The following is a 25,850-nucleotide window of genomic DNA, read 5'->3' as shown; positions in this document are numbered from 1 at the left end:
AATGGGAGTTTTGAAAGAAAAGGTGGGAGTAACGTATGTCTAACTCATTTATCAAGTTGTTAGTTTCTCAATTGTTTGCAAATTTAGCAGATATTTTCTTTAGAGTAACTATCATTGCTAACATATACATGATTTCAAAATCAGTAATTGCCACTTCATTAGTTCCTATTTTAATAGGAATATCCTCTTTTGTTGCTAGTATTTTAGTTCCTTTAGTTACTAAACGGTTAGCACTAAATAAGGTTCTATCTTTATCTCAATTCGGAAAGACTATATTATTGTTGATACTGGTAGGAATGTTTATAGTCATGAAATCAGTACCGCCCTTGGTGATGTATCTATTTGTTGTTGTAATTTCCATATTAGATGGTTTTGCAGCACCTGTTTCCTATGCTATTGTCCCACGTTATGCAACTGATTTGGGTAAGGCAAACTCAGCATTGTCAATGAGTGGTGAAGCTACTCAATTGGTGGGGTGGGGATTAGGTGGACTCTTGTTTGCAACGATTGGCCTTTTATCTACCACCCTTATAATTTTACTGTTGTATATAATTTCCAGCTTCATGATGTTATTTCTTCCTGATGCTGAGGTGGAGGTGCTAGAGTCAGAGGCTAATCTTGACATTTTAGTCAAAGGTTGGAAGTCAGTTGCTAGAGATCCTAGATTAAGACTTTTTATCTCGGCAAATTTATTTGAAATTTTCTCAAATACGATTTGGGTTTCTTCCATTATACTTGTTTTTGTAACTGAGTTATTAAATAAAACAGAAAGCTACTGGGGATATTCAAATACAGCATACTCTATTGGCATTATAACCAGTGGTTTAATTACTTTCAGATTATCTGAAGAGTTCCTAGCTGTTAAATGGAAAAGTATTCTTTTTCCTCTTGTATCAATAGCAATAGTGACGTTGGCCATTATTTTATTTCCAAATGCACAGATATTTTTATTTTTTTCTGCTTTAGTTGGTATGTTGTCACAGCTAAAAGAAGTTCCTGAAAGTGTATTTCTTCAGGAGACTGTAGAGGAAAATAATTTGGTCAATGTTTATTCTGTTATTGAAGTGATTTCAACACTATCATTTTCAGTATTTGTGTTACTAATGAGCTATATTACCGAGAATTTTGGCATTACCATCAGTTTTTTGTTATCAGCAATTTGTCTGATTTTAGAAGCTATTTTAATTTATATTAGACGAGACTATCTCAAGTGATACAGAAAAATGATTTTAATGAAATTGAGGATTGTAGTAGCGAGATTGATGCATAGCTACTTTAAGTCTGATATCTACTTAACAGTTGTCCTATTGTGTTATTATCAAATATTCTATCCCACTTTCTAAAAACATTACCCCCATCAAATAAAACTAAAAGTATGGTAATATAATAACAGGTACTTGATTAGTTGTGCTGTGTTATTATTTTACTAGGACTTTTGGTATTTTTTGTTAGCATTTTGGGGAGGAGATTGTGATGAAAGTTGTTGAAGTTGGTCAAGAAAATCAAGACGTTATCGTGTTACTTCACGGTGGCGGTTTGTCCTGGTGGCAATATCAAGCTCAGATGGATTTGCTGTGTAAAAATTATCATGTGGTTGTGCCGATTCTCGATGGGCATGCTGGAAGTGATGCTGATTTTACAAGCATTGAAGATAATGCTAAGCGACTTCTGGATTATATTGATAAAACCTACGGTGGTTCAGTTTTTCTGATTGCTGGTTTGTCGCTTGGTGGTCAGATTCTTTTAGAAATGCTTGCTTTGCGAAAAGATATTTGTCAGTACGCTATTGTAGAAAGTGCTGCCATTATTCCAGATAAATTGACAGCAGGTTTGGTCGCTCCGCTATTTTCGATGAGTTTTCCTTTGATTAAGAAGAAGTGGTTTGCAAAGATGCAGTTTCGCTACCTTGGCATTCGAGCTGATTTGTTTGAACACTATTATGAGGACACAGTGAAACTTTCTAAGCAAAATTTGATTGCTTTTACAAAAGCAAGTAGCTTGTATCAAGTAAAGAAAAATTTGAAGAATTCGTTAGCGCGTGTTCGCATTATTGTGGGAGAAAAAGAAACTAAAAAGATGCATGCTTCAGCAAGGTATTTACATGATCTTTTACCAGACAGTCGCTTGGAAATCAAAGCTGGTCTGGCTCACGGTCAATATGCGATTAACCAGCCAGATTTATATGTGAAAGAACTTTTTGAGAGTTTATGATTAAGGAGTGAACGATATGGCATCAAGTAAAGAATACTTAGCTTTTATATTGGACCAACTTTCAGAAATTCCAGAGATTTCCTACCGTTCAATGATGGGAGAATACATCCTTTATTACCGTGGTAAGGTCATTGGTGGGATTTATGACAATCGTTTTTTGATTAAACCAACTAAGTCTGCTACAGCTTTATTACCAGAAGCAAGGCTTGAGATTCCCTACGAAGGGGCTAAAAAGATGCTTTTAGTCGATCAACTTGATGACAAAGCTTTACTCAGCCGCTTGCTGCAAGCCATGTACGAAGAATTACCAGAACCTAAGAAAAAAAGAAACTAGCTTACCAAAGGTTAGTTTTTCTTTTGTCATAATCATCTGATTTTGCTACAATGAAAGCAAAGAGTGATAACGCTTTCTTGGGTGATTAGGAGGTATTGATTATGGAATACATCCAAGTGACAAAAGATAATTTAGAAAACGAGCATATTTGCTGTGCTATTTCTAACAACAAAGATGTTCAAGTCTCATCTAAAAAAGCTTGGTTATCTGAGCGCTTTGATGATGGACTTGTTTTTCTAAAAAGTGTTGAACGTGGCAAGTGTTTTATCGAGTATCTTCCTGCAGAAAAGGCTTGGAATCCCATTGAGGCAGAAGATTACATGTATATTGATTGTCTCTGGGTTTCGGGTTCTTTAAAAGGTCATGGTTATTCGACTGATTTGCTGGAGGCTTGTATCGCTGATAGCACAGCAAAAGGGAAGAATGGGTTGTGTATCTTAGCAGCAGCTAAGAAGAAACCATTTCTTGCTGATCCAAAGTACCTAGCTTACAAAGGTTTTAAGGTGGCTGATGAAGCTGATAATGGCATTCAACTTTGGTATCTGCCGTTTTCCGATGATGCTAAAGTACCAAACTTTAAAGCTTGTGCCAAACACCCTTACATTGAAAAATCAGGTTATGTTTTGTATTACACCAGCCAATGTCCTTTCAATTCTAAGTATGTCCCAATCCTTGAAGAAACAGCTAAGCAAGAAGGGATTTCTTTTAAGGCTATTCAAATTACGGATAGGAAAACAGCGCAAGCTGCGCCGACACCTATAACGACCTACGCTCTTTTTTACAATGGGGATTATGTTACAAATGAGCAGATGAATGCCAAAAAATTTTTAAAACTCGTCTCAAAAGTTGGAGGATAATAATTTTTCACTAAAAGAGGTAAGTATGATTGAGTTGAAACCACTTGTTTCAAGTGATCGTGAACAATTTATTAAAGATAACCAAGAAGCTTTTAATTATGGAGCTTTAGAGGAATTTGGTCTTCGAGATGACCATTTTGAAGAAGATGGTCAAATCATCTCTCGAGAGACAATTGAAGAATCCATAGATAGTGGAGAAGCCTACCGTATCCTTGATGATGGAAAGGTTGTCGGTGGTGTTGTAGTCCGTATCGAGGGAGATAGAGGAGATTTGGATTTGCTTTTTGTTTCTCCCAAATGCCACAGTAAGGGAGTTGGCTACGGCGCTTGGTGTCAAATTGAAAAGATGTTTCCACAAGTGAAAATCTGGGAAACCGTGACGCCATATTTTGAAAAACGTAACATTCATTTTTATGTGAATCGCTGTGGGTTTAAGATTGTTGAATTCTTTAACAGCCATCACAAAGATCCAAATGATGATGAGGCTTCAGAAATGTTCCGATTTGAAAAGCACTTATAGTTTCAGATTTTAGGAGGGCAATATTATGACTAAAGGAAATGGTATCTTAATTGGTATGGGATTTGGAGTAGCCATTGGTGCAGGAATAGGTTTTCTAACACATAATATTGGACTTTGGATGTCACTTGGTATTGCCTTTGGGGTTATGGTTGGACTATTTATTGACAAAGATGACGATGATGAAGGCGAGTAATTTATCAGACGATTGAATCTATAAAGAATAAGATGTTAAACTGTAGCTTTTCTGGCTGCAGTTTTTGAATGTTTTAGAGGATGACGCGAGATAAAAGCTAAAAAACAGTTGTTCTTTGTAAGTGCTGTCTTTTTGTGCTACAATGCAAGTATCATAATATTCTGATAATTCAAAAGGAGGTTTCTGGATGAAAACAGTACTTGTAACGGGTGGCACAGTTTTTGTTAGTAAATATACAGCGGCTTATTTTGCTAAAAAAGGCTATGACGTCTATGTGCTCAATCGAAATACCAAGACACAAGTCGAAGGCGTGACTGTGATTCAAGCTGATCGACATAATTTGGGCAATCGACTGAAAAGTCACCATTTCGATATCGTTTTGGATGTGACAGCTTATAACGCTAATGACATTTCTTGTTTAGTAGAAGCAATAGGCTCATTTGAAACATATATCATGATTAGTTCAAGTTCTGTTTATCCAGATGACGGCGCGCAACCATTTTTAGAAACCTCTCAACTTGGTGAAAATAAATTCTGGGGCCAGTATGGTCTAGATAAGATTGCAGCAGAAAAACGTTTGCTTGAGCTGGTTCCAGAAGCTTATATTTTACGTCCACCATATCTCTACGGACCGATGAATAATGTTTATCGCGAAGCTTTTGTCTTTGATTGTGCTAAGGATGATTTGCCATTTTATCTGCCACGCCACGGTGAATTAAAATTACAATTCTTTTATATTAAGGATTTGTGCCGCATGATGGAAGCTATTATTGAAAAGCGGCCAACAGAACACCTCTATAACGTAGGAAATACTGAAGTTATAAGTACTCGCCAGTGGGTGAAGCTCTGCTATGCCTGCAGCAATAAAATTCCAGAATTCATCGAAGTCTTTGATGAGGTCAATCAGCGCAATTACTTTAGTTTTTACGACTATGAGTTCTTTTTAGATGTCAAAAGGCAAGAGAAATTATTACCAGAGCTAACACCTCTAGAAATTGGTTTAAAAGAATCCTACACATGGTATGAAAACCATGTCTTCGACGTCAAAAAGAAACCATTTTTTGATTATATTGAAAAACATTTGAAGTAAGGGAGGGCGTTTATGAATCAAGAATTTTTAGAAGTCAGTGAATATGTTGATTATCTTCATCCTGAAATTCAAAAACTTGCTCACCAATTAAAAAATGAGAGCATAGATGAAATAGATTTGGTCAAAAATACTTTCCATTTTGTGAGAGATGACATCCACCATTCGTGGGATGTTAAAGATAAGCACGTTACAGTTTCAGCAAGTGATTGTCTTTGTGAAGGTGTTGGCATTTGTTGGGCAAAAGCTAATCTTTTAGCAGCACTACTTCGTACCAATGGTATTTCGTCAGGTTTTTCTTACCAGCGCTTGATACTTGGATCTACTCCGGATACGGGCTATTGCATCCATGCTCTTAATACTGTCTATCTTGATTCTATAGGAAAATGGCTTCGCCTAGATGCTAGAGGAAATAAGAAAAATGTTCAAGCAGAGTTTTCGTTAGATGAGGAACGATTAGCTTTTTATCCAGATGCAGAAGGTGAGGTAGATTATCACGATAATCATGCAAAACCAGATCAAGGCTTGATGACGGTACTAGAAAAGAGTACAGATGCTATTGATATGTACCTGCATCATTTACCTGATAGATTAACTTGCGAAGTGAGGTAAGGGAGCGATATGTTATTTAAAAAAGCTAGTATTTCTGATATAGATATGTTGGTGTCAACACGGATTGAAGTGCTACGGGCGGCAAATCAATTAGAGCATTCCGTAGATTTAAGTCATTTGACTAAAAGTTCAAAAAAGTATTATCAAGAAGCTTTGTCAAATGGCAATCACACAGCATTTTTGGTTTATGATGCTGACAAGGTGGTTGCAACAGGAGCAATTTCTTACTATCGTGTTATGCCAACCTATCATAATCCGTCAGGAAAAAAAGCTTATATTATGAACATGTATGTGGCTCCAGAATATCGTAGACGAGGGATTGCGAGCAATTTATTGGATTTGTTGATTGCTGATTCAAGAGAACGTGGCATTGACTTCATCACGCTTGAAGCGACTCAAATGGGAAGAAAGCTTTATGAAAATTACGGCTTTTGTCAAATGAATGATGAAATGCAATTTATTATTCAAAATAAAGCGCGTGAGTAAGATAAGCGTACTTGTACGAAGAAACGAGGTAATCAGATGGCGGCAGATATTGATTATAAATCTATTCAAAATTTTAAATGTAGCGACTTAGAGCGTTTATTTCTTTCAGTAGAATGGTCCTCAGGCCATTTCCCTGAAAAGTTAGTCCTTGCCATGCAGAATTTTAAGACTGTCTATTCAGCTTGGGATGGAGAGAAGCTGGTAGGTATGATTTGTGTTATGGATGATGGCATCATGAATGCCTACATTCATTATTTGCTCGTTGATCCTGACTATCAAGGGCATACTATCGGAAGAAAACTGATTCAGATGGTAAAAGAAAAATACAAGTCTTTCATGCGAATTGCTGTGATTGGCTATAATAAGGAAATTGACTTTTATGAGAATTGTGGCTTTGTTAAAAGTGAAAATTGCTCACCACTTTTCATTACATCGCTATGGACTTAGTTTTTTATATTAATGAGTGAGAAGGAATAACTGAATATCTTGTTAAATTAACAAGAGAAAGTCGCTGAAAGTTTGTCGCAGTTATCAAAAGTTAAGAATACTTATTTTAGAAATAAACGTCACTTTTTGATAGCGCTTACCAAAATCCTATGATATACTGAAAGTGTCTGATAGGAAGGGGTGTTTTTGATGTCAAATGAAACATTAGAAATTTATATGCAAAAGGCTATTGAAGAAGCTTATGATGGAATTCATAAGGGAGATGGTGGACCTTTTGGTTCAGTTGTTGTGAAAGACGGCGAAATCATTGGTAGTGGTCATAATATGGTAATCAGAAAAAATGATCCAACTGTCCATGGAGAATTGTTGGCAATTCGTGAAGCTAGTCAAAAGTTGAATAACTTTGACTTATCTGGATGTATTTTGGTGTCAACAGGTGAACCAAGCTTACTTAGTTTGGCAGCATGTCTTTGGGCAAACATTGATAAAATCTATTATGGCTGTTCAAATGATGATATTGCAAAAATTGGTTTTCGCAATGAAAAATTAGATGACATTGTTAATAGCTTGTCACATCTTCCTAAAAATTATTTAAACCAAATATGTCACGAAGAGTGTCTCAAGCTATTTGATGATTATCAAAAAATGAATCATGACCTTTATTAGATTGAAGGATTCAAGTTGTTATTAGCTGTAGCAAAATATGCTACAGTTTTTTTGTTAATAAAATGATATAATGACTGAGGTATTTTTATGGCAGGATTGGTTAGTAAAAAATCATTATTTTGCCAGTGTTATTCTGATTTGGTAACGCCATTAGCAACTCAAATTGCTCCCGCTCATACAGAGATTCACATTTTTTATGCTGAAAAAATGGGTAAGAAATACTTGAAATGTTATCAAAAACATTTTAAAAATCTAATCATTCACCTGAAGGTTGAAAATAATCTGAAAAATTACTTTTGAATTTTTGTGGATTTTCAAAAAACGCAGCTAAAACAGCGTATAGCGCTTACAATTTTAAATCAGAATGATTTTTGATTCAAAATCCAAAATCTGTAAGCTAGCGGAGCTAAAAACTAGCAAATAAAGCTAGTTTTTCCCTTGATATACCTAGAATTCTAACTTTCGGTGTGATAAAATGGTAGTATGAGTTCTCGTAAGCGTCTGAGAACAAATAAAAATAGGAGGAAAAGATGGACGCTTTTAAGTATATTAAGCCAAAACTGTTTAGTACTCTCAAAAATTATTCGGGTGCACAGTTTGCAAAAGACCTTGTTGCGGGGATTATTGTGGCGATCATTGCCCTACCATTGTCAATTGCTTTAGCGATTGCATCAGGTGTTAATCCAGAACAAGGTCTTTATACTGCAGTTGTCGCAGGTTTTTTTATTTCATTTTTAGGTGGTAGTCGTGTTCAAATCGGTGGACCGACAGCAGCATTCGTAGTCATCATCTACGGTATCATCGCCCAATATGGTATGGCTGGTCTTACCATTGCTACATTCTTAGCTGGTATTATGATGATTGTGATGGGGCTTCTTCGTTTTGGAGATTTGATTAAATTCATTCCTAAAACAATCACAGTTGGGTTCACATTAGGTATTGCTGTAGGAATCTTTGTTGGTCAATTAAAAGATTTCTTCGGACTAAGTATGGGGGCTGTTCCAGCTGAATTCGTTGAGAAAATGGTAGCTTATGCTCAACACATCAATACAATCAACTGGCCTACACTTTTGATTGGTATGATTGCTTTGCTTATCCAAATCTTCTGGCCACGTGTTTCTCAAAAAATCCCAGGTTCTCTTATTGCTATTATCGTGACAACAGCTCTTGTTGGATTTGGTCACATGTCAGTTAAAACAATCGGTGACTTGTACACTATCAAAGCTGGTTTACCGTCATTTACAATGCCTGAATTGTCATTTGGTCTTATCCGTCAAATGATCTCACCAGCCTTTACAATTGCAATCTTGGCATCTATCGAATCACTTCTTTCATGTGTGGTTTCAGATGGTATGATTGGTAGTCAACACCGTTCAAATGCTGAATTGGTCGGACAAGGTGTTGGTAACATGATGTCTGCTCTATTTGGTGGTATCCCCGCTACAGGTGCTATCGCTCGTACAGCAGCCAACGTTAAAAATGGTGGTCGTACACCAATCGCTGGTATGACTCACGCTGTGACATTGCTCTTGATCCTCTTGTTCTTGATGCCTTACGCATCACTTATCCCAATGAGCTGTTTAGCATCAATCTTGATTATGGTTGCATACAATATGAGTGGATGGCGTACATTTGTACACATGCTTAAAAAAGCACCTAAGAGTGATATTGCTGTCTTGGTGATTACACTTGTATTGACAGTCTTCTTTGATCTTGTTGTAGCCATCGAATTTGGTATGGTTTTGGCTGCCTTCTTATTCCTTAAACGTATGTCAGACGTTGCTGCAGTTCGTCAATGGGTTGATAAAGATAGCCTTGATGATGCTGAACTTTCAGAAAACACTGATTTGAAACATGTTCCAAGTAATACAGTTGTTTATGAAATCTTCGGTTCATTGTTTTTCGGTGCAGCCAATGACTTCCTTAACTTCACTCATGAAGAAGGGAAAAATGTTTTGATTCTTCGTATGCGTAATGTGCCTGCTATGGATATTTCAGGACTTGAAGCTCTTGAAGAAACACTTGAAATCTGCAAAAAACGTGGCATGACATTGATTTTATCTCACGTTAATAAACAACCATATCGTGTGATGGAAAAAGCTGGCTTTATCGAAAAAGTTGGTCAAGAAAATCTTTGTGAAAATATTGATGCTTCACTAAAACGCGCAGCAACTTTAGCAAAATAATATAGATAAAAGGGTGTCCTTTGGGCATTCTTTTTTATTATAGTGTTAGTTTTTCTCACTTATTTTGCAGGAAAGAAGCGTAAAATTTTATGCTTTTATTTTTTAATCTTTGCTAAAAGTGAAAAATCAAGAATACCAGAAGTAGTGGGCTTTGCCATAAAAGTGCCTTAAAAGCCTGTATTTTCAAGCAATTTCACCATTTTTCAGTCATAAATGACATCTTGTTATCATAAAGTGAGTTTTTGAAATTTTTATTAATTTTAAAATTTTCTGTATTTTTAGAAAATAGTGTGTTATAATACCAGACATACCGAAAGAAAGTTTATGGTAGGAGGAAAAATTTTATGGAAAGTAAATCAACTTGGAAACGTGTTGGTCTGGGAGCGGTTAGTTTGGCTTCTGTCGCTCTACTAGCAGCATGTGGTGGCGGTAGCAAATCAGCTACTAATAAAGATGAAATCAATTGGTACACACCGACTGAAATCTTGTCACTTGATATTTCAAAAAATACTGACCAATATTCAGCACTAGCTATTGGTAACTCATCAAGTAACCTTCTTCGTGTTGATAAAAATGGTAATCCAAAACCAGACTTGGCTAAAAGTGTTGAAGTGTCTGAGGATGGTTTGACTTACACAGCAACTTTGCGTGATGGACTTAAATGGTCAGATGGCAGTGCTTTGACAGCAGATGATTTTGTCTATACTTGGCAACGTATGGTTGATCCAAAAACAGCTTCTGAATATTCTTATCTAGCTGTTGAATCTCACCTAGAAAATGCGGATAAAATCAATTCTGGTGAAATCAATGATCTCAATCAACTTGGAGTAAAAGCAGATGGAAACAAAGTAACTTTCACTTTGACAAGCCCATGTCCACAGTTCAAATATTACCTTGCCTTCTCTAACTTCATGCCACAGAAAAAAGCATTTGTTGAAAAAGAAGGCGATAAATACGCGACAACTTCAAAAAATCAACTTTACTCAGGTCCTTATACAATTAAAGGTTGGAATGGTAGTGAAGGTAGCTTCACATTGGTTAAAAATAAATACTATTGGGATGCTAAACACGTTAAGACTAAAAAAGTTAACATTCAAGCTATCAAAAAAGCAGATACCGCTGTTCAAATGTATAAAAATGGTGAGCTAGACACAGCAAATATCTCAGCAACATCATCTATCTATAAAGCTAATAAAGGAAACAAAGATGCTGTTCCAGTACCAGAAGCTCGTATGACTTACATCGTTTATAACGAAACTGGTTCAGTAGCTCCTCTTGCCAATGAAAAAATCCGTCAAGCACTTAACCTAGCGACTGACCGTAAAGGAGTTGTTGAAGCAGCTATCGATACAGGATCAAAACCAGCCACAGCTCTTGCAACACCAGGACTTGCTAAATTAACTGATGGTACTGACCTTTCTAAATACGTTGAACCAGGTTACAAGTACGACGAAAAAGCTGCCGCTAAATTATTTAAAGAAGGCTTAGCTGAACTTGGTACAAACTCAGTTAAATTGACAGTGACTGCTGATTCAGATGACGCCGTTACAAAAGCAGCTGTTGACTACATCAAACAAAGTTGGGAAGAAGCTCTTCCAGGCTTGAAGATTGAAGAAAAATTTGTTACCTTCAAACAACGTCTTGAAGATACTAAGAACCAAAACTTTGAAGTTGCCCTTGTATCATGGGGTGGAGATTATCCAGAAGGATCAACATTCTATGGTTTATTCTCATCAGCATCAGCTTACAACTATGGTAAAGTATCAAGCCCAGAATTTGACCAAGCTTATAACAAAGCTTTGACAACTGATGCTTTGGATACTGATGCAGCAGCAGCGGATTATAAAGCAGCTGAAAAAGTCCTTTACGAAGGTGCACACTACAATCCAATTTACTTCCGTAGTACTGAATGGCTTCAAAATCCAGATCTTAAAAACCTTGTTCGTAACTCAACAGGTCTAACAGTGGACTTTAGCCATGCTTATAAAAAGTAAGCATTAGAATTTAGTTTAACCAAATAAGCCCAACTGATGTTTGGGCTTATTTTTTTGTGTGATATTTATACTTTTTATGTAAAAATATGTAAAAATATGTAAAACGATGTCAGCTTTTATACGCTGACAAATACTTTGAAAAGTATGATTATTTGAGTGATTAAAACTCTAATAATCGCTGAAAATGATAAAAGAAAACTGATTGTAAATCACCAAAACAAGTGAATTTTTATAAAATAACGAACAATTTCCATCTCTATCAGTCTAAATGTTTGCAAAATGAGTGAAAAATGAGTGTAAGCAATCTTTTTGAAATTTTAATTAATTTTCAAATTTTCTGTATTTTTAGATAATATTGTGTTATAATACATAACATACCGAAAGAAAGTTATATGGTAGGAGGATCTATTATGGAGATCAAAACTTTAAAACGTGTCGGTCTTGGGGCTGTCACATTGTTGTCTGCTGCTACACTAGCAGCATGTGGTGGAAATAATTCATCATCAAAATCTGCTAGCAAAGATATCAATTGGTTTGTACCAACTGAAATCAGCACACTTGATATTTCAAAAGTAACTGATACTTACTCATCAATTGCTATTGGTAACTCAGGAAGTAACCTTCTTCGTGTTGATGAAAAAGGTGATTTGAAACCTGATTTGGCTGAAAAAGTTGAAGTATCTGAAGATGGTTTAACATACACAGCTACACTTCGTGATAACCTTAAATGGTCAGATGGTAGCAAATTGACAGCTGAAGACTTCGTATACAGCTGGCAACGTATTGCTGATCCAAAAACAGCTTCTGAATACTCATATCTTGTTTCAGATGCGCATGTTTTGAACGCTGAAGATGTTATTGCAGGTACTAAAGGTGTTGACCAACTTGGTGTTAAAGCTGACGGCAACAAAGTTATCTTTACTTTGTCAAACCCTTCTCCACAGTTCATGAGTCTTCTATCATTTGCAAACTTCATGCCACAAAGTAAAGCATTTGTTGAAAAAGCAGGTGACCAATACGGTACAACTTCTGAAAAATCATTGTACTCTGGTCCATACACAGTTTCAAAATGGAACGGTACAAATGGTAACTTCACACTTGTGAAAAACAAATACTACTGGGATGCTAAAGACGTTAAAACTAAGAAAGTAAACGTTCAAACAATCAAGAAACCTGATACAGCTGTTCAAATGTACAAAGATGGTGACCTTGATACAGCAAACATCTCAAATACAGAAGCTACATTCAAAGCTAACAAAAATCGTAAAGATGTTGTTCCAGTTCCAGAAGCAACAACAGCTTACATGGTTTACAACCAAACTGGTACAGTTACTGCTTTGAACAACCTTAAAGTTCGTCAAGCACTTAACCTTGCAACTGACCGTGCAGGTATCGTTAAAGCTGCCATCGACACTGGTTCAAAAGCTGCAACTGCCCTTGCACCAACAGGTCTTGAAAAACTCCCTGATGGAACAGACTTGGCTAAATATGTATCACCAGGCTACTCATACAATAAAAAAGAAGCAACTAAACTCTTCAAAGAAGGTCTTGCTGAACTTGGTACAGATTCAGTTAAATTGACTGTAACTGCTGACTCAGATACTCCAGTTGCTAAAGCTGCTGTTGACTACATCAAACAAACTTGGGAAGAAGCTCTTCCAGGCTTGAAAGTTGAAGAAAAATTCGTTACTTTTAAACAACGTCTTGAAGATACTAAGAACCAAAACTTCGATGTTGCCCTTGTTCTTTGGGGTGGTGACTATCCAGAAGGATCAACATTCTATGGACTCTTTACTACTGGTTCATCATACAACTACGGTAAATTCTCAAATGCTGATTACGATGCTGCTTACCAAAAAGCCATCACTACAGACGCTCTAGATGCTAAAGCTGCTGCTGATGATTATAAAGCTGCTGAAAAAGCTCTTTATGATAACGCACTTTACAACCCAATCTACTTCCGTAGCACTAAATCACTTCAAAATCCTGACCTTAAAGGTCTTGTACGTAACTCAACAGGATTGCAAGTTGACTTCACTCACGCATACAAAAAATAAATCATTCTAGTGATGATAAGACAAGGTTCGAGCCTATCGAGCCTTGTTTTTTTATGACTTAAAAAATGGTACAATGAAAGTATCATATTAGTAAAAGGAAATATATGCGTTTAGATAAATTTTTAGTTGAAGCAGGTCAAGGCTCACGCACAGAAGTCAAACAACTTCTTAAGAAAAAACAAGTCTCTGTCAATGGAAAAATCGAGACCTCTCCCAAGACACAAATCGATGAAAAAGTAGATCAAGTCATTTGTCAGGGACAAAATCTGTCTTATGAAAAATACGTTTATTACATGCTTAATAAGCCAAAAGGAGTCATTTCTGCAACTGAGGACAATCATCATAAGACGGTTTTGGATTTACTTGATAAGACCGCTTGGGATAAAGAAGTCTTTCCTGTTGGACGATTAGATATTGATACTCACGGACTTTTGCTTTTGACAAATAATGGGAAATTGGCGCATGCCATGCTTTCGCCTAAAAAGCATGTTGATAAGCTTTATCTCGCTAAAGTAGCTGGGATTATGACAGCTAAAGATGTCGAGCATTTTGCTAAAGGCATCGAGTTGAAAGATTTCACGTGTCAACCAGCGCAGCTAGAGATTTTAGAAATTGATGAAGCTGCCAAGACAAGCTTAGTGGCTATTACGATTAAAGAAGGCAAATTCCACCAAGTTAAACGCATGGTTTTAGCTTGTGGCAAAGAAGTTACAGACCTAGAACGTTTGAGTATGGGACCATTACAATTGGATGAAAACTTATCACTAGGTGAGTGGCGTCGATTGACAGCAGAAGAGCTAGCGAAACTAGAAGTATTTGCCGTTGAGCTGTAAATTTCTTACAGTACTTATTTGATTATTTAGCCTAATCATGTTAAGATAATAGTAATAAAATCAATTGAGCGAGGTGTATTAAGGTGGCATTTGGTGAAAACGGACCACGTAAAAAAACAGCGTTTGAAAAACTGACTTTAGTAGTTGTTATCTTAATGGTTCTAGTAACTGTAGGTGGTCTTATTGCGACTGCTATTGGTTCAATTATTTAAAGAACGCTGAAGAGGCGTTTTTTTATGCTTTTGCACATCCAATTTTAGTGCAACAGTTATTACAATGAAAGAATAGGAATTAATAATGAGTATGTTTTTAGATACTGCCAAAATCAGCGTTAAAGCTGGTCGTGGTGGTGATGGCATGGTTGCCTTCCGTCGTGAAAAATACGTCCCTAATGGCGGTCCTTGGGGAGGTGACGGTGGTAAAGGTGGCTCAGTCATCTTTAAAGTTGACGAAGGACTTCGTACATTGATGGACTTCCGTTACAACCGTATTTTTAAAGCTAAATCTGGTGAAAAAGGGATGACAAAGGGAATGCACGGACGTGGTGCAGAAGACCTTATTGTTCGTGTCCCACAAGGAACAACTGTTCGTGATGCTGAGACAAATAAAGTTATCACTGACCTCGTTGAAAATGGTCAAGAATTTGTTGTGGCTCATGGTGGACGTGGTGGACGTGGTAATATCCGCTTTGCGACACCACGTAACCCTGCACCAGAAATTGCCGAAAATGGTGAACCAGGTGAAGAACGTGAACTTCAACTTGAATTGAAAATCTTGGCAGATGTTGGTTTGGTTGGATTCCCATCAGTTGGTAAGTCAACATTGTTGAGTGTAGTAACTGCTGCTAAACCAAAAATCGGTGCTTATCACTTTACAACTATTGTACCTAATCTAGGTATGGTTCGCACAAAATCAGGTGACAGCTTTGCCATGGCTGACCTTCCAGGATTGATTGAAGGAGCTTCACAAGGTGTAGGTCTTGGAACGCAATTCCTTCGTCACATCGAGCGTACACGTGTTATCTTGCACGTTATCGACATGTCAGCAAGTGAAGGCCGTGACCCTTACGAAGATTATGTTTCAATTAATAATGAGCTTGAAACTTATAACCTTCGTTTGATGGAACGTCCACAAATCATTGTTGCTAACAAGATGGACATGCCAGAAGCAGAAGAAAACTTGAAAGTCTTCAAAGAAAAATTGGCAGCAAATTACGATGATTTCGATGAAATGCCAATGATTTTCCCAATTTCAAGCTTAGCTCACCAAGGTTTGGAAAATCTGATGGAAGCAACAGCAGAGTTGCTTGACAAGACTGATGAATTCTTGCTTTACACTGAAGATGATATGATTGATGAAGAAGTTTACTACGGATTTGATCCAGACGAACGTCCGTTTGAAATTTCACGTGATGACGATGCTGCTTGGGTATTGTCAGGTGAAAAACTTGAAAAACTCTTTGTCATGACAAATATGGAACGTGACGAATCAGTTATGAAATTTGCCCGTCAATTGCGCGGTATGGGTGTCGATGAAGCCCTTCGTGAACGTGGTGCTAAAGACGGAGATATTGTACGTATTGGTAACTTCGAATTCGAATTCGTGGATTAATATAAGATACAAAGTCCGTTAAGCGAGCAAAGCAAAAATAGAAATTTTAACGAAGAGCAATGAGCTCTAGGAAAAATTATCTTTTTTGCCCAGCTCGTAGGACGTGTTCGATTGTTATGTTAGCTATTACTAATTGGTATACTAATTAACAGTTGTGGCAAGCTCTATAGAGCGTTGCCTAGGCATCTTACTAGTTTGATAATGGTTTAATGTCGAACCCATTTTCTCATGTCGTAGCAGGTGTTTATCAACGATAATAAGTTTTATAGATATTTTTAACGGGAGGTTCTTATGGGTGAAAAACCGATATCTTTTAGAGATAAAGATGGTAATTTTGTATCAGCAGCCGATGTTTGGAATGCTGAAAAGCTAGAAGAACTTTTCAATACCCTTAATCCCAATCGACGTTTTCGCTTAGAACGTGAAAAATTAGCAAAAGAAAAAGCAGGAGAAGCAGAAGACCACGAGTCTTAACCTGCACTCCTACTTAAGCTCAGCTTTTTGGCTGGGCTTTTTTAGTTGCTGTTAACTGAGGCAAGCGGTGAAATATTTTAACTGATTAATTTCTAGCATAAGATCCTCGCTTTCAAAAAAACACACTCTACCATAGCAGGTAGAGTGTGAATCTCATTATGGTCAACGCTAAAAATACCCAACACGTCTGATGGATAAGCAAGAGAATAGAGAAGTGCACTAAAAACAAAACCTGATATGGTATACCAAAACGTTTTGTCCTTAGTTGTTCATTGCTTAAATTCCTCCTACTTGATTTGCTTTCATTTTAGCAAAAGAGTGCTATTTTTGTCAAAGAATATGCGAAAATCCCCAGTCAAAAGGCTGAGGATTTTTGAAATTAATAATTTTCAGCTCGGACTTCAAAGTAAGATTGAGCGTGAGCGCAGACTGGGCAAACTTTTGGTGCTTTTGTACCAACAATAATGTGACCACAGTTGCGACATTCCCAAATCTTAACTTCGCTCTTTTCAAAGACTTTAGCAGTTTCGACATTTTTGAGAAGAGCACGATAGCGTTCTTCGTGGTGCTTTTCGATTTCAGCAACCATGAGGAATTTTTTAGCAAGTTGAGGGAATCCTTCTTTTTCGGCGGTTTTGGCGAATTCAACATACATATCCGTCCATTCGTAGTTTTCACCATCTGCAGCAGTTTCCAAGTTTTCGGCAGTATCACCAATGCCAAAGAGTTCTTTATACCACATTTTGGCATGTTCTTTTTCGTTGTCAGCTGTCTTCAAGAAAAGTTCTGCGATTTGTTCAAAGCCATCTTTTTTGGCTCTTGATGCAAAGAAAGTGTACTTGTTGCGTGCTTGAGATTCACCAGCAAATGCAGCTTGCAAATTTTTTTCGGTTTGAGTACCAGCATACTTAGACATATCAAAATCCTCCTTATATTAAACAGTAGATACCTACTGATTTTACACAGAAAAAAGTTATGGATTTGCTACCTTAGCGCTCATATCTCGCTTAAAAAAGGAGTTTTCTGTCAACATAAGTGAGGTAATTCCCTAAGTTATTAGGGTTGAGTTTTTGTTTGTAGCTTGTCTTGATAACTTACCTTCAGTCTACCAAAAGCAAAAATGAAAGTCAAAATTTTAACAGAGATTGTTAAAAGAAAATATTGTTATTTGGTCAATATGGAGACACAAAAAACTAGGTCTTAAAACCTAGTTTTTTGTGTTATTAGACGTTCAATACTTTGTTCAAGAAGTCTTTTAGACGTGGGTGTTGTGGGTTATCAAAGATTTGTTCTGGTGTTCCATCTTCAATAAATTGTCCGCCGTCTGTGAAGATAACACGGTTGGCAACTTTACGAGCAAATCCCATTTCGTGGGTAACGATTAACATGGTCATACCTTGCTCTGCCAAGTCTTTCATAACACCAAGAACGTCACCGACCATTTCAGGGTCAAGTGCAGAAGTTGGTTCGTCAAAGAGCATGATATCAGGATTCATTGCCAAGCTACGTGCGATAGCGACACGTTGTTTTTGACCACCAGATAGGCTATCTGGTTTGGCGTCGCGTTTATCAGCAAGACCAACTTTTGCAAGAAGTTCCATAGCGTGTTTTTCAGCATCTTCTTTGCTTTCTTTTCCTAATTCGATAGGAGCGAAAGTGATGTTTTCAAGAACAGTCATGTGTGGGAAAAGGTTGAAGTGTTGGAATACCATACCGATATTTTCACGAACTTTATCGACGTCAGTATTTGGGTCAGATAGTTCAAAACCATCAACAACAACTTTACCACTTGTGATTGTTTCAAGAAGGTTAAGAGTACGAAGGAAAGTTGATTTTCCTGAACCTGAAGGGCCGATGATACATACAACATCACCTTCGTGGAATTGTGTTGTAATTCCTTTTAAGACTTCATTATCTCCATAAGATTTATGCAAATCTTGAACATCAATTTTTAATTCTGCCATTATTTAAGCCTCTTTTCTAGACGTTTTGCTAAACGAGTCAAAAGGGTGATCATTACAAGGTAGATGATTGCTAAGATAGCGTACATACGGAATGATTGGTAGTTACGAGCGATAATGATTTTACCTGTTTGGAAGAGTTCAACAAGACCAATTGCTGATACGATAGTTGTATCTTTCAATGAAATAACGAATTGGTTGATGAAGTTTGGCAACATCACGCGAACAGCTTGTGGCAAGATAACTTTTTTCATTGTCTTACCGTATGAGATACCTAAGCTTCGACTTGCTTCCATTTGTCCTTTAGGAACTGCTTCGATACCACCACGAACAATTTCAGCGATATAAGCACCAGCGTTCAATGAAAGTGCGATTGTTGCAGCAAGGAAATCATTGATTGGGCTTTGGTGACCTGTCATTGATTCGATAAGGTTTGGAATTCCCCAGAAGATGAAAGCAGCGACGATCATCAATGGGATACCACGAACAACATCGACAAAGACTGCTGATATTGTACGAAGAACTTTATTTGGAGCAACGGCCATCATACCAAAGATGATACCAATAACCATAGCAATTGCAAATGAAATTAGTGTTAGACTAAGAGTTGTTCCAAGACCTGTAAGCAATTGTGAGTAGTTGTTTTTGATAAGTCCCCAAATTGTTGTTTCATCAACGCTTGATGATGTTGATTTTTTAGAATCAGTTGAACCAAGGTATTTGCTTACGATTTTATCGTATTCACCTGATTTGACAAGTGCAGCAAGACCGTTGTTGAACATTTCAAGCAATTCTGGGTTAGCACCTTTGTTTACGGCAAATCCGTATTCACCAGATTTTTCACCATCGATTGGTGTATCAAAGTTACGACCTTGTTTGATAGCATAACGAAGGACAGCTTCATCATCCATAAGGGCGTCGATTGAACCAGAGTTCAAACTATCATACATTGTAGATGCTTCATCAAAGGCACGAAGTGTGTAGCCGTATTGAGCGGCGTGTTCTGACAACCATGTGTAAGATGATGTACCATTTTTGGCACCAACAGTTTTACCGCTTAAGTCATCGTATGATTTTACTGAGCTTCCCTTTTTAACAGCAAGCAAGATGTTTGAAGTGTAGTAAGCATCTGAGAAATCAAAGATTTCTTTACGCGCATCAGTGATTGACATACCAGCCATAACACCATCAGCTTGACCAGCTTGGACAGCGTTAAGTGCTGCATCAAAACCTGGGTTTGAGATTTCAATGTTGAAACCTTGTTGTTTTGCGATAGCTTTGATTAAGTCAACGTCGATTCCTTCATATTTACCTGAGTCATTTTGGTACTCAAATGGGGCAAATGAAGAATCCATAACGATTTTATAACTTGATTTGACTGGAGTTGCCTTTGCAGAAGCGTCACCAGATAATTTTAGGCTGCTTGAGGCAACAACACTTGATTGATCAGCAGCTTTATCAGAATCACCGAGCCATTTTGCCATGATAGTATCGTAAGTACCATCTTTTTTCATTTCAGCAAAAGCTTGGTTAAATTCGTCGATGAGGTATTCGTATTTGCTTCCTTTTTTAACAGCAAAAGCGAAGCTTCCGACTTTTTCACCGTCGATATTGATAGCGTAGTTTTTACCTTGGCTAATAGCGTATTGGACAACAGGTTGGTCATCCATAGCAGCATAGACTGAACCAGCATCCAAGCTGTTGTTCATCAAGTCGCTTGTATCAAAAGTTTTGATTTTATAGCCATATTTCTTTTGATTTTCTTTAAGGAATGCTTGTGCAGCAGTTCCGTTTTTAACACCAACAGTTTTACCTGACAGTTGTTTATAGTTAGACACTTTAGCATCGCTACGAGTGTAGACAACAACAGCTGTATCGTAATAAGTATCTGAGAATGTGAAGACTTTTTTACGAGCTTCTGTGACTGTTGTACCAGCCATAAGGGCATCGGCTTGACCAGCTTGAACCGCATTAACTGCTGCGTCGAAACCAGGGAATGTCATATCGATATTCCAACCCTCTCGGTTTGCGACTTCATTAATAATGTCAACGTCAATACCTTTATAAACTTGATCTGAATCTTTGAATTCGAATGGGGCATAAGCAGTGTCAGACACGATACTGATTGTATCGGCGTTAGTATTTGCACCAAACACAAAGATTGCAGAAACCATTGCTAGCATAATAGCTTTCAATTTGTGCTTCATGTTAGTCTCCTTTAGAATAGATTGCATTAATTATATCAAAATTCAGACACTTAAGCAACTTAAGTTTTTATCTCATGTTAGAAAACCTAACATGAGAAGTCAGGACGAATTGCCTTCGATATCAAAAGGGAGTATTTTGCCCTTATTTATGGTAGAATGAAGGTAATAAAGGCAGTTTGAGGAATATTATGATTGATAGAATAGAAAATAATCATTTTAAATTAGTCTCGAAATATGAGCCATCTGGTGACCAACCACAGGCAATTGAGACTTTAGTTGATAATATTGAAGGGGGAGAAAAAGCTCAGATTCTTCTCGGAGCGACAGGTACTGGTAAAACTTATACTATGAGTCAAGTCATTGCTAAAGTTAATAAACCGACCCTTGTTATTGCACATAATAAGACCCTGGCTGGTCAGCTTTATGGGGAATTCAAGGAATTCTTCCCAGAAAATGCGGTTGAGTACTTTGTATCTTACTATGACTATTACCAACCCGAAGCTTATGTGCCATCAAGTGACACCTATATTGAAAAAGATAGCTCGGTCAATGATGAAATTGACAAGCTACGCCACTCAGCAACGTCATCACTTCTTGAACGAAATGATGTTATTGTCGTTGCATCTGTATCATGTATTTATGGTTTGGGGTCACCGAAAGAATATGCTGATAGTGTTGTAAGTCTTCGTCCAGGTCAGGAAATCTCACGTGACCAATTGTTAAATGACCTTGTTGACATTCAATTTGAACGAAATGACATTGATTTTCAACGTGGTCGCTTTCGTGTTCGCGGTGATGTGGTTGAAATTTTCCCAGCCAGCCGAGACGAACATGCCTTTCGTGTCGAATTCTTCGGTGATGAAATTGATCGCATTCGAGAAATCGAAAGTTTGACAGGCAAAGTTTTAGGTGATGTTGAGCATTTGGCGATTTTCCCTGCAACCCACTTCATGACCAATGAAGAACACATGGAAGAAGCTATTCAAAAAATCCTAGCAGAAATGGAAGATCAGGTTAAGCAGTTCGAAGCTGAAGGCAAACTCATCGAAGCACAGCGTATTCGTCAACGTACAGAATATGATGTCGAAATGCTTCGCGAGATGGGCTATACAAATGGTGTTGAAAACTATTCTCGTTATATGGATGGACGTTCAGAAGGTGAGCCGCCATTTACCCTTCTTGATTTCTTCCCAGAAGACTTTTTGATTATGGTTGATGAAAGTCACATGACCATGGGACAAATCAAGGGAATGTACAATGGTGACCGTTCACGTAAGGAAATGTTGGTTAACTATGGATTCCGCTTGCCAAGTGCACTTGATAACCGTCCGCTTCGTCGTGAAGAGTTTGAAAGTCATGTTCACCAAATTGTTTACGTCTCAGCGACCCCTGGTGATTATGAACTAGAACAAACCGATACCGTCGTTGAACAAATTATCCGTCCGACAGGTCTACTTGATCCTGAAGTCGAAGTTCGTCCGACGATGGGGCAAATGGATGACCTTCTTGGTGAAATCAATACTCGTGTTGAAAAAGGTGAGCGTACATTCATCACGACATTGACTAAGAAAATGGCAGAAGATTTGACGGATTATCTCAAAGAAATGGGTGTCAAAGTCAAATACATGCACTCAGATATCAAGACTTTGGAACGTACCGAGATTATTCGCGATTTGCGTTTAGGTGTTTTTGATGTTTTGATTGGGATTAATTTGCTGCGTGAAGGGATTGACGTGCCAGAGGTTAGCTTGGTCGCTATTCTTGATGCAGATAAAGAAGGATTCCTCCGTAATGAACGTGGTCTGATTCAAACCATTGGTCGTGCTGCGCGAAATAGCGAAGGTCATGTTATCATGTACGCAGATAAGATTACAGAATCAATGCAAAAAGCCATGGATGAAACAGCGCGCCGTCGTAAGATTCAAATGCGTTACAACGAAGAACATGGTATTGTACCGCAAACCATTAAGAAAGAAATTCGCGATTTGATTTCTATTTCTAAAGCGACAGATACTGAAGTGGCTGAGGATACGCCAGATTACTCAAGTATGAACAAGGCAGAGCGCAAAGATGCTATTAAGAAATTGCAAAAACAAATGCATGAAGCTGCTGAAATGCTTGATTTCGAGCTAGCTGCTCAACTGCGTGATATGGTATTAGAGTTGAAAGCTATGGATTAGGGGGAAATGTAAGAAAATGTCTCGTGCACAACGTGTGATTTTAACCAATATGTGCTTAATTGAAGATGGCAAAGGCAATGTCGTCATGCAGATTCGTGACCCAAAACGTTATTCTTGGTCAGGCTATGCTCTTCCTGGAGGACATATCGAAGCCCATGAAGGTTTAGTTGAATCAGTTATTCGTGAAGTCAAAGAAGAAACAGGACTTACCATTAAAAATCCTCAGTTAGTTGGAATGAAACATTGGTACACTAAAGAAGATGAACGTTATCTAGTTTTCTTGTACCGAACTTCTGATTTTGAAGGGGATATTCATTCTACTGATGAGGGAGAAATTAAATGGGTAGCTAGAAAAGATTTACTTAACCTTGACTTAGCTTATGATATGCTAAATTTGCTACGTGTTTTTGAAGAAGATAATCTCAATGAACTCTTTTATCGTGAACGTTTGAAAGACGATTTCTTACGCGAATTTTGGTAAGAATAATAAGTTTTCTTCCTATTAAATAACCAGATTTTAAACAGTCAAAAAGCCTGGAACAATTGTTCCAAGCTTTTTTTGATAATTAATAATAGAAGGGGAGAAGTGATTGAACTTCTTCTTATTTAACTGAACCACCAGTAATGCCTTCAACGTAGTATTTTTGCATAAACATGAAGAGCAATGTGATTGGGACAGCGATAAGAACTGAACCAGCAGTGAATGACATGAACCAGTCATTAATAGTATCTTGTTGCAACATTGAGAATAGACCAATGGCAACAGTGTATTTACTTGTTGCATCACCTAGGATAACCTTAGCGAAGATGAAATCAATCCAAGGACCGATGAATGCCATAAGCGCTGTGTAGACAATGATTGGTTTTGAAAGCGGGAGAGTGATTTTAAAGAAAATGTCAGCGCGAGTAGCTCCATCAATCATAGCAGATTCATCAAGTGAGTAAGGGATTGTATCAAAGAATCCTTTAGCAATGTAGAAACCAAGTGCTGCACCAGCAGAGTAAACTAGGATAAGTGCTAGTAATGTTTGGTCAAGGTTGAATGCTTTTAAGATGTAGTAAACAGCAATCATACTCATGAAACCAGGGAACATATTAAGCACAAGTGCTAACTTCAAGAAACCATTGCGGTGTTTGAATTTGATACGACTAAGTGAGTATGCCATAGCAACGGTGATGAATGTTGAAATTACACAAGTAGCAGAAGCGACGAATAATGTATTCAAGAACCATTGCCCAAATGGAAAGGCATCAGAAGTAAATAGTTTAATGTAATTATCTAGCGTCCAAGTTTTTGGAATGAAGTAGTTAACGTATGCTGTTCCTTCGCCACGGAAGCTAGTAAGAACAACCCAAACGATTGGAAAGAGCCAGATGATTGATAAAACAATCAATAAAATATAGACAAAAGTCAGTGTTAATCTTTTTTTGTTTTTCATTATTTAGCAACCCCTTCCTTGTAAGAACTTGTTCTTGTGTAAGCCAAGAGACTAAATACAGCAGAAAGAACAAAGATAAGAATACCGATAACAGAAGCAAGGTTGTAGTCAGCTGCAGTAACTGTTAAGTTGTAGAGCCAAGTAACAAGCAAGTCTGTGCTACCAGCTTGGTAGAAGTTAGAGTTAGTAGGACCACCACCAGTAAGAAGGTAAATAACGTTGAAGTTGTTGATGTTACCGATAAATTGTTGAATCAAGTTTGGCATCATCACAAGTAAGATTTGAGGGAATGTGATTGATTTAAAGATTTGGAATTTATTGGCACCATCGATTTCAGCGGCTTCAATTTGTTCTTGAGGGAGGTTCATGATAATACCTGAAGCGACAAGCATTGTGACAGGAATACCTACCCACATGTTAACGATGATGATTGAGAATTTAGCCCAAAGTGGGTCTGACAAGAATGGCAGTGGGTTTGTAGCAGATATAAGTCCGATTTTTTCAAGGAATGCATTGACTGGACCAGCATCACTGAGCAAGTTTCTCATGATAAGAAGTGAAATGAATTGTGGTACGGCGATTGTGATAACGAAGATAGTACGCCACATTTTTTTCAATTTCAAACCTTTAGTATTGATAATAAGTGCTAAGACAATACCAAAGAAGAAGTTTGTTACTGTAGCAAATACTGCCCAAATCAAAGTCCAAGAAAGAACTGGGAAGAATGTTCCCGCCATACGACCATTAAAGATGTTACCGAAGTTAGCAAGACCAACCCAGTCAAACAAACTTTTCGGTGGTAAATGATTGTGGTCATAACTTGTGAAGGCCAAACAAATCATATAAATTAATGGCAAGATAGTGAAGAGAAGTACCCCAATCATTGGAACTGCCATCAAAGTCATGTGGAAACGACCGTTTGCCAAAGTTTCAAAGTCTTCTTTAAAGGTAGGAACTTTCAAACCTTCTTTATCGATGACATAAAGATTTCTAGCGCTCTTAAGGTTACACCAATAAATGTAAGCAAAAACAAGGCAGAAGATAAGTGAAGCAAGACCGAAGATAAGCATTAACATTGAGTTATCGCCATCAACAGCAACTTTCATCTTAATCCCGTTGACGGTTTGTTCAACAAGACCTTGTTGGTGTGTTCCCAGAGTGATTAATCCTTGCAAGTTTGGAATAATCTGAGAGAAGAAAGTGATTAAGAAAAGAATCTCTGATAGTAAAAACAAACAACCTTTAATAATCTGTTTATGGTAAAAATTTGAGAATCCCATAATCAGAAATGACAGTTTGGTATCAAATTTTCCTTTTTTAAAAGCCTCAGTAACTGATACACTGTCAAAATAGTGTGAATTAGTCATACAAAACTCCTTTTATTAATCTTGTTGGAAGTCACTGCTAAAAATTTAATCTTAAAGTTCTTAGCAATAACTCCGACAAGAGTTTCCCTAAAAATAAAGTGGGGATGTAACTCCCCACTTCAGAACAT

At 37.4% G+C, this 25,850-nt stretch carries 26 protein-coding genes; 21 read left to right on the top strand and 5 right to left on the bottom strand.

Annotated features, from left to right (window positions below; all coding sequences use genetic code 11):
- Window positions 1-35: 35 nt before the first annotated feature.
- The 19 genes from SFC32_RS06880 to SFC32_RS06790 all read left to right on the top strand — a co-directional run bounded on the left by SFC32_RS06880 (window position 36) and on the right by SFC32_RS06790 (window position 16,568).
- A complete protein-coding gene (locus SFC32_RS06880; protein ID WP_411050277.1) occupies window positions 36-1,214 on the top strand; it encodes a ryptide export MFS transporter in 1,179 nt (392 codons plus the stop codon).
- A 259-nt stretch (window positions 1,215-1,473) separates the two neighbouring features.
- Window positions 1,474-2,211, top strand: a complete 738-nt coding sequence (locus SFC32_RS06875) for an alpha/beta fold hydrolase (RefSeq protein WP_411050147.1) — start codon at window positions 1,474-1,476, stop codon at window positions 2,209-2,211.
- A gap of 16 nt (window positions 2,212-2,227) precedes the next feature.
- Complete coding sequence (locus SFC32_RS06870) at window positions 2,228-2,545, top strand: TfoX/Sxy family protein (protein WP_039696644.1); 318 nt, start codon at window positions 2,228-2,230, stop codon at window positions 2,543-2,545.
- Window positions 2,546-2,646: 101 nt separating this feature from the next.
- Window positions 2,647-3,402 (top strand): GNAT family N-acetyltransferase, encoded by a 756-nt coding sequence (locus SFC32_RS06865; protein ID WP_411050148.1) that lies wholly within the window; start codon window positions 2,647-2,649, stop codon window positions 3,400-3,402.
- Window positions 3,403-3,427: 25 nt separating this feature from the next.
- Window positions 3,428-3,922 carry a GNAT family N-acetyltransferase gene (locus tag SFC32_RS06860; protein ID WP_074602343.1) on the top strand — a complete coding sequence of 165 codons (495 nt, stop codon included), beginning with the start codon at window positions 3,428-3,430 and terminating at the stop codon, window positions 3,920-3,922.
- A 25-nt stretch (window positions 3,923-3,947) separates the two neighbouring features.
- Window positions 3,948-4,115 (top strand): hypothetical protein, encoded by a 168-nt coding sequence (locus SFC32_RS06855; protein ID WP_006532590.1) that lies wholly within the window; start codon window positions 3,948-3,950, stop codon window positions 4,113-4,115.
- 187 nt (window positions 4,116-4,302) lie between these two features.
- Window positions 4,303-5,205: an NAD-dependent epimerase/dehydratase family protein gene (locus SFC32_RS06850; RefSeq protein ID WP_411050149.1), complete on the top strand. Its 903-nt coding sequence runs from the start codon at window positions 4,303-4,305 to the stop codon at window positions 5,203-5,205.
- A gap of 12 nt (window positions 5,206-5,217) precedes the next feature.
- Window positions 5,218-5,814, top strand: a complete 597-nt coding sequence (locus SFC32_RS06845; protein WP_411050150.1) for a transglutaminase domain-containing protein — start codon at window positions 5,218-5,220, stop codon at window positions 5,812-5,814.
- A gap of 9 nt (window positions 5,815-5,823) precedes the next feature.
- Window positions 5,824-6,300, top strand: a complete 477-nt coding sequence (locus tag SFC32_RS06840) for a GNAT family N-acetyltransferase (RefSeq protein WP_411050151.1) — start codon at window positions 5,824-5,826, stop codon at window positions 6,298-6,300.
- Window positions 6,301-6,336: 36 nt separating this feature from the next.
- Window positions 6,337-6,747 (top strand): GNAT family N-acetyltransferase, encoded by a 411-nt coding sequence (locus SFC32_RS06835; RefSeq protein ID WP_074563996.1) that lies wholly within the window; start codon window positions 6,337-6,339, stop codon window positions 6,745-6,747.
- A 189-nt stretch (window positions 6,748-6,936) separates the two neighbouring features.
- Window positions 6,937-7,413, top strand: coding sequence for a nucleoside deaminase (locus SFC32_RS06830; protein WP_074602331.1), 477 nt, complete (start codon window positions 6,937-6,939; stop codon window positions 7,411-7,413).
- Window positions 7,414-7,500: 87 nt separating this feature from the next.
- Window positions 7,501-7,713: a hypothetical protein gene (locus SFC32_RS06825; RefSeq protein ID WP_411216641.1), complete on the top strand. Its 213-nt coding sequence runs from the start codon at window positions 7,501-7,503 to the stop codon at window positions 7,711-7,713.
- Between the two features lie 230 nt (window positions 7,714-7,943).
- Window positions 7,944-9,599, top strand: coding sequence for a SulP family inorganic anion transporter (locus tag SFC32_RS06820; RefSeq protein ID WP_411050152.1), 1,656 nt, complete (start codon window positions 7,944-7,946; stop codon window positions 9,597-9,599).
- Window positions 9,600-9,943: 344 nt separating this feature from the next.
- The gene (locus tag SFC32_RS06815; protein WP_411050153.1) at window positions 9,944-11,593 is read left to right on the top strand and encodes a peptide ABC transporter substrate-binding protein; all 1,650 of its coding nucleotides are present in this window, start codon (window positions 9,944-9,946) and stop codon (window positions 11,591-11,593) included.
- Between the two features lie 410 nt (window positions 11,594-12,003).
- Window positions 12,004-13,650, top strand: a complete 1,647-nt coding sequence (locus SFC32_RS06810) for a peptide ABC transporter substrate-binding protein (RefSeq protein WP_411050084.1) — start codon at window positions 12,004-12,006, stop codon at window positions 13,648-13,650.
- A gap of 104 nt (window positions 13,651-13,754) precedes the next feature.
- On the top strand, window positions 13,755-14,483 hold the full coding sequence (locus tag SFC32_RS06805; RefSeq protein ID WP_411050085.1) for a pseudouridine synthase: 729 nt from the start codon (window positions 13,755-13,757) through the stop codon (window positions 14,481-14,483).
- Window positions 14,484-14,566: 83 nt separating this feature from the next.
- Complete coding sequence (locus SFC32_RS06800; RefSeq protein ID WP_003065505.1) at window positions 14,567-14,695, top strand: DUF4044 domain-containing protein; 129 nt, start codon at window positions 14,567-14,569, stop codon at window positions 14,693-14,695.
- An 85-nt stretch (window positions 14,696-14,780) separates the two neighbouring features.
- A complete protein-coding gene (gene obgE / locus SFC32_RS06795; protein ID WP_039696654.1) occupies window positions 14,781-16,094 on the top strand; it encodes a GTPase ObgE in 1,314 nt (437 codons plus the stop codon).
- A gap of 291 nt (window positions 16,095-16,385) precedes the next feature.
- On the top strand, window positions 16,386-16,568 hold the full coding sequence (locus tag SFC32_RS06790) for a hypothetical protein (protein WP_411050086.1): 183 nt from the start codon (window positions 16,386-16,388) through the stop codon (window positions 16,566-16,568).
- A 379-nt stretch (window positions 16,569-16,947) separates the two neighbouring features.
- Here SFC32_RS06790 and rbr read toward each other — a convergent pair whose 3' ends face one another.
- From rbr to SFC32_RS06775, 3 genes are all read right to left on the bottom strand, one after another.
- Entirely contained in the window at window positions 16,948-17,484 is a 537-nt protein-coding gene (rbr, locus tag SFC32_RS06785) for a rubrerythrin (RefSeq protein WP_039696657.1), read from the bottom strand.
- A gap of 307 nt (window positions 17,485-17,791) precedes the next feature.
- The gene (locus SFC32_RS06780) at window positions 17,792-18,532 is read right to left on the bottom strand and encodes an amino acid ABC transporter ATP-binding protein (protein WP_039696658.1); all 741 of its coding nucleotides are present in this window, start codon (window positions 18,530-18,532) and stop codon (window positions 17,792-17,794) included.
- Entirely contained in the window at window positions 18,532-20,736 is a 2,205-nt protein-coding gene (locus tag SFC32_RS06775; protein ID WP_411050087.1) for an ABC transporter substrate-binding protein/permease, read from the bottom strand. The genes SFC32_RS06780 and SFC32_RS06775 overlap by 1 nt, the downstream gene beginning before the upstream one ends.
- A gap of 188 nt (window positions 20,737-20,924) precedes the next feature.
- Here SFC32_RS06775 and uvrB point away from each other — a divergent pair, with 188 nt between their 5' ends.
- Complete coding sequence (gene uvrB, locus SFC32_RS06770; protein WP_411050088.1) at window positions 20,925-22,916, top strand: excinuclease ABC subunit UvrB; 1,992 nt, start codon at window positions 20,925-20,927, stop codon at window positions 22,914-22,916.
- A gap of 16 nt (window positions 22,917-22,932) precedes the next feature.
- On the top strand, window positions 22,933-23,397 hold the full coding sequence (locus SFC32_RS06765; RefSeq protein ID WP_411050089.1) for an 8-oxo-dGTP diphosphatase: 465 nt from the start codon (window positions 22,933-22,935) through the stop codon (window positions 23,395-23,397).
- A gap of 121 nt (window positions 23,398-23,518) precedes the next feature.
- On the opposite strand, the gene SFC32_RS06760 is transcribed toward SFC32_RS06765, so the two are convergent.
- Together SFC32_RS06760 and SFC32_RS06755 are read right to left on the bottom strand one after the other, a co-directional pair.
- Window positions 23,519-24,355 (bottom strand): sugar ABC transporter permease, encoded by an 837-nt coding sequence (locus SFC32_RS06760; protein ID WP_013852034.1) that lies wholly within the window; start codon window positions 24,353-24,355, stop codon window positions 23,519-23,521.
- The gene (locus tag SFC32_RS06755; protein ID WP_411050090.1) at window positions 24,355-25,722 is read right to left on the bottom strand and encodes a carbohydrate ABC transporter permease; all 1,368 of its coding nucleotides are present in this window, start codon (window positions 25,720-25,722) and stop codon (window positions 24,355-24,357) included. The genes SFC32_RS06760 and SFC32_RS06755 overlap by 1 nt, the downstream gene beginning before the upstream one ends.
- Between the last annotated feature and the right edge of the window lie 128 nt (window positions 25,723-25,850).

The sequence above is a fragment of the Streptococcus sp. TATVAM-FAB8 genome, from assembly GCF_046592795.1.
In the GTDB taxonomy this organism is placed as follows: Bacteria; Bacillota; Bacilli; order Lactobacillales; family Streptococcaceae; genus Streptococcus; species Streptococcus ruminicola.
This window is presented reverse-complemented; position numbering and strand designations above follow the sequence as displayed.

What these genes read in the sequence shown, in the direction of transcription:
- SFC32_RS06855 (WP_006532590.1), top strand. Translation starts at nt 3,948, where the DNA reads ATGACTAAAGGAAATGGTATCTTAATTGGTATGGGATTTGGAGTAGCC.
- SFC32_RS06755 (WP_411050090.1), bottom strand. Translation starts at nt 25,722, where the DNA reads ATGACTAATTCACACTATTTTGACAGTGTATCAGTTACTGAGGCTTTT.
- SFC32_RS06810 (WP_411050084.1), top strand. Translation starts at nt 12,004, where the DNA reads ATGGAGATCAAAACTTTAAAACGTGTCGGTCTTGGGGCTGTCACATTG.
- uvrB (WP_411050088.1), top strand. Translation starts at nt 20,925, where the DNA reads ATGATTGATAGAATAGAAAATAATCATTTTAAATTAGTCTCGAAATAT.
- SFC32_RS06820 (WP_411050152.1), top strand. Translation starts at nt 7,944, where the DNA reads ATGGACGCTTTTAAGTATATTAAGCCAAAACTGTTTAGTACTCTCAAA.
- SFC32_RS06825 (WP_411216641.1), top strand. Translation starts at nt 7,501, where the DNA reads ATGGCAGGATTGGTTAGTAAAAAATCATTATTTTGCCAGTGTTATTCT.
- SFC32_RS06790 (WP_411050086.1), top strand. Translation starts at nt 16,386, where the DNA reads ATGGGTGAAAAACCGATATCTTTTAGAGATAAAGATGGTAATTTTGTA.
- SFC32_RS06830 (WP_074602331.1), top strand. Translation starts at nt 6,937, where the DNA reads ATGTCAAATGAAACATTAGAAATTTATATGCAAAAGGCTATTGAAGAA.
- SFC32_RS06845 (WP_411050150.1), top strand. Translation starts at nt 5,218, where the DNA reads ATGAATCAAGAATTTTTAGAAGTCAGTGAATATGTTGATTATCTTCAT.
- SFC32_RS06835 (WP_074563996.1), top strand. Translation starts at nt 6,337, where the DNA reads ATGGCGGCAGATATTGATTATAAATCTATTCAAAATTTTAAATGTAGC.
- SFC32_RS06870 (WP_039696644.1), top strand. Translation starts at nt 2,228, where the DNA reads ATGGCATCAAGTAAAGAATACTTAGCTTTTATATTGGACCAACTTTCA.
- SFC32_RS06805 (WP_411050085.1), top strand. Translation starts at nt 13,755, where the DNA reads ATGCGTTTAGATAAATTTTTAGTTGAAGCAGGTCAAGGCTCACGCACA.
- SFC32_RS06815 (WP_411050153.1), top strand. Translation starts at nt 9,944, where the DNA reads ATGGAAAGTAAATCAACTTGGAAACGTGTTGGTCTGGGAGCGGTTAGT.
- SFC32_RS06840 (WP_411050151.1), top strand. Translation starts at nt 5,824, where the DNA reads ATGTTATTTAAAAAAGCTAGTATTTCTGATATAGATATGTTGGTGTCA.
- rbr (WP_039696657.1), bottom strand. Translation starts at nt 17,484, where the DNA reads ATGTCTAAGTATGCTGGTACTCAAACCGAAAAAAATTTGCAAGCTGCA.
- obgE (WP_039696654.1), top strand. Translation starts at nt 14,781, where the DNA reads ATGAGTATGTTTTTAGATACTGCCAAAATCAGCGTTAAAGCTGGTCGT.
- SFC32_RS06875 (WP_411050147.1), top strand. Translation starts at nt 1,474, where the DNA reads ATGAAAGTTGTTGAAGTTGGTCAAGAAAATCAAGACGTTATCGTGTTA.
- SFC32_RS06850 (WP_411050149.1), top strand. Translation starts at nt 4,303, where the DNA reads ATGAAAACAGTACTTGTAACGGGTGGCACAGTTTTTGTTAGTAAATAT.
- SFC32_RS06865 (WP_411050148.1), top strand. Translation starts at nt 2,647, where the DNA reads ATGGAATACATCCAAGTGACAAAAGATAATTTAGAAAACGAGCATATT.
- SFC32_RS06780 (WP_039696658.1), bottom strand. Translation starts at nt 18,532, where the DNA reads ATGGCAGAATTAAAAATTGATGTTCAAGATTTGCATAAATCTTATGGA.
- SFC32_RS06760 (WP_013852034.1), bottom strand. Translation starts at nt 24,355, where the DNA reads ATGAAAAACAAAAAAAGATTAACACTGACTTTTGTCTATATTTTATTG.
- SFC32_RS06860 (WP_074602343.1), top strand. Translation starts at nt 3,428, where the DNA reads ATGATTGAGTTGAAACCACTTGTTTCAAGTGATCGTGAACAATTTATT.
- SFC32_RS06765 (WP_411050089.1), top strand. Translation starts at nt 22,933, where the DNA reads ATGTCTCGTGCACAACGTGTGATTTTAACCAATATGTGCTTAATTGAA.
- SFC32_RS06775 (WP_411050087.1), bottom strand. Translation starts at nt 20,736, where the DNA reads ATGAAGCACAAATTGAAAGCTATTATGCTAGCAATGGTTTCTGCAATC.
- SFC32_RS06880 (WP_411050277.1), top strand. Translation starts at nt 36, where the DNA reads ATGTCTAACTCATTTATCAAGTTGTTAGTTTCTCAATTGTTTGCAAAT.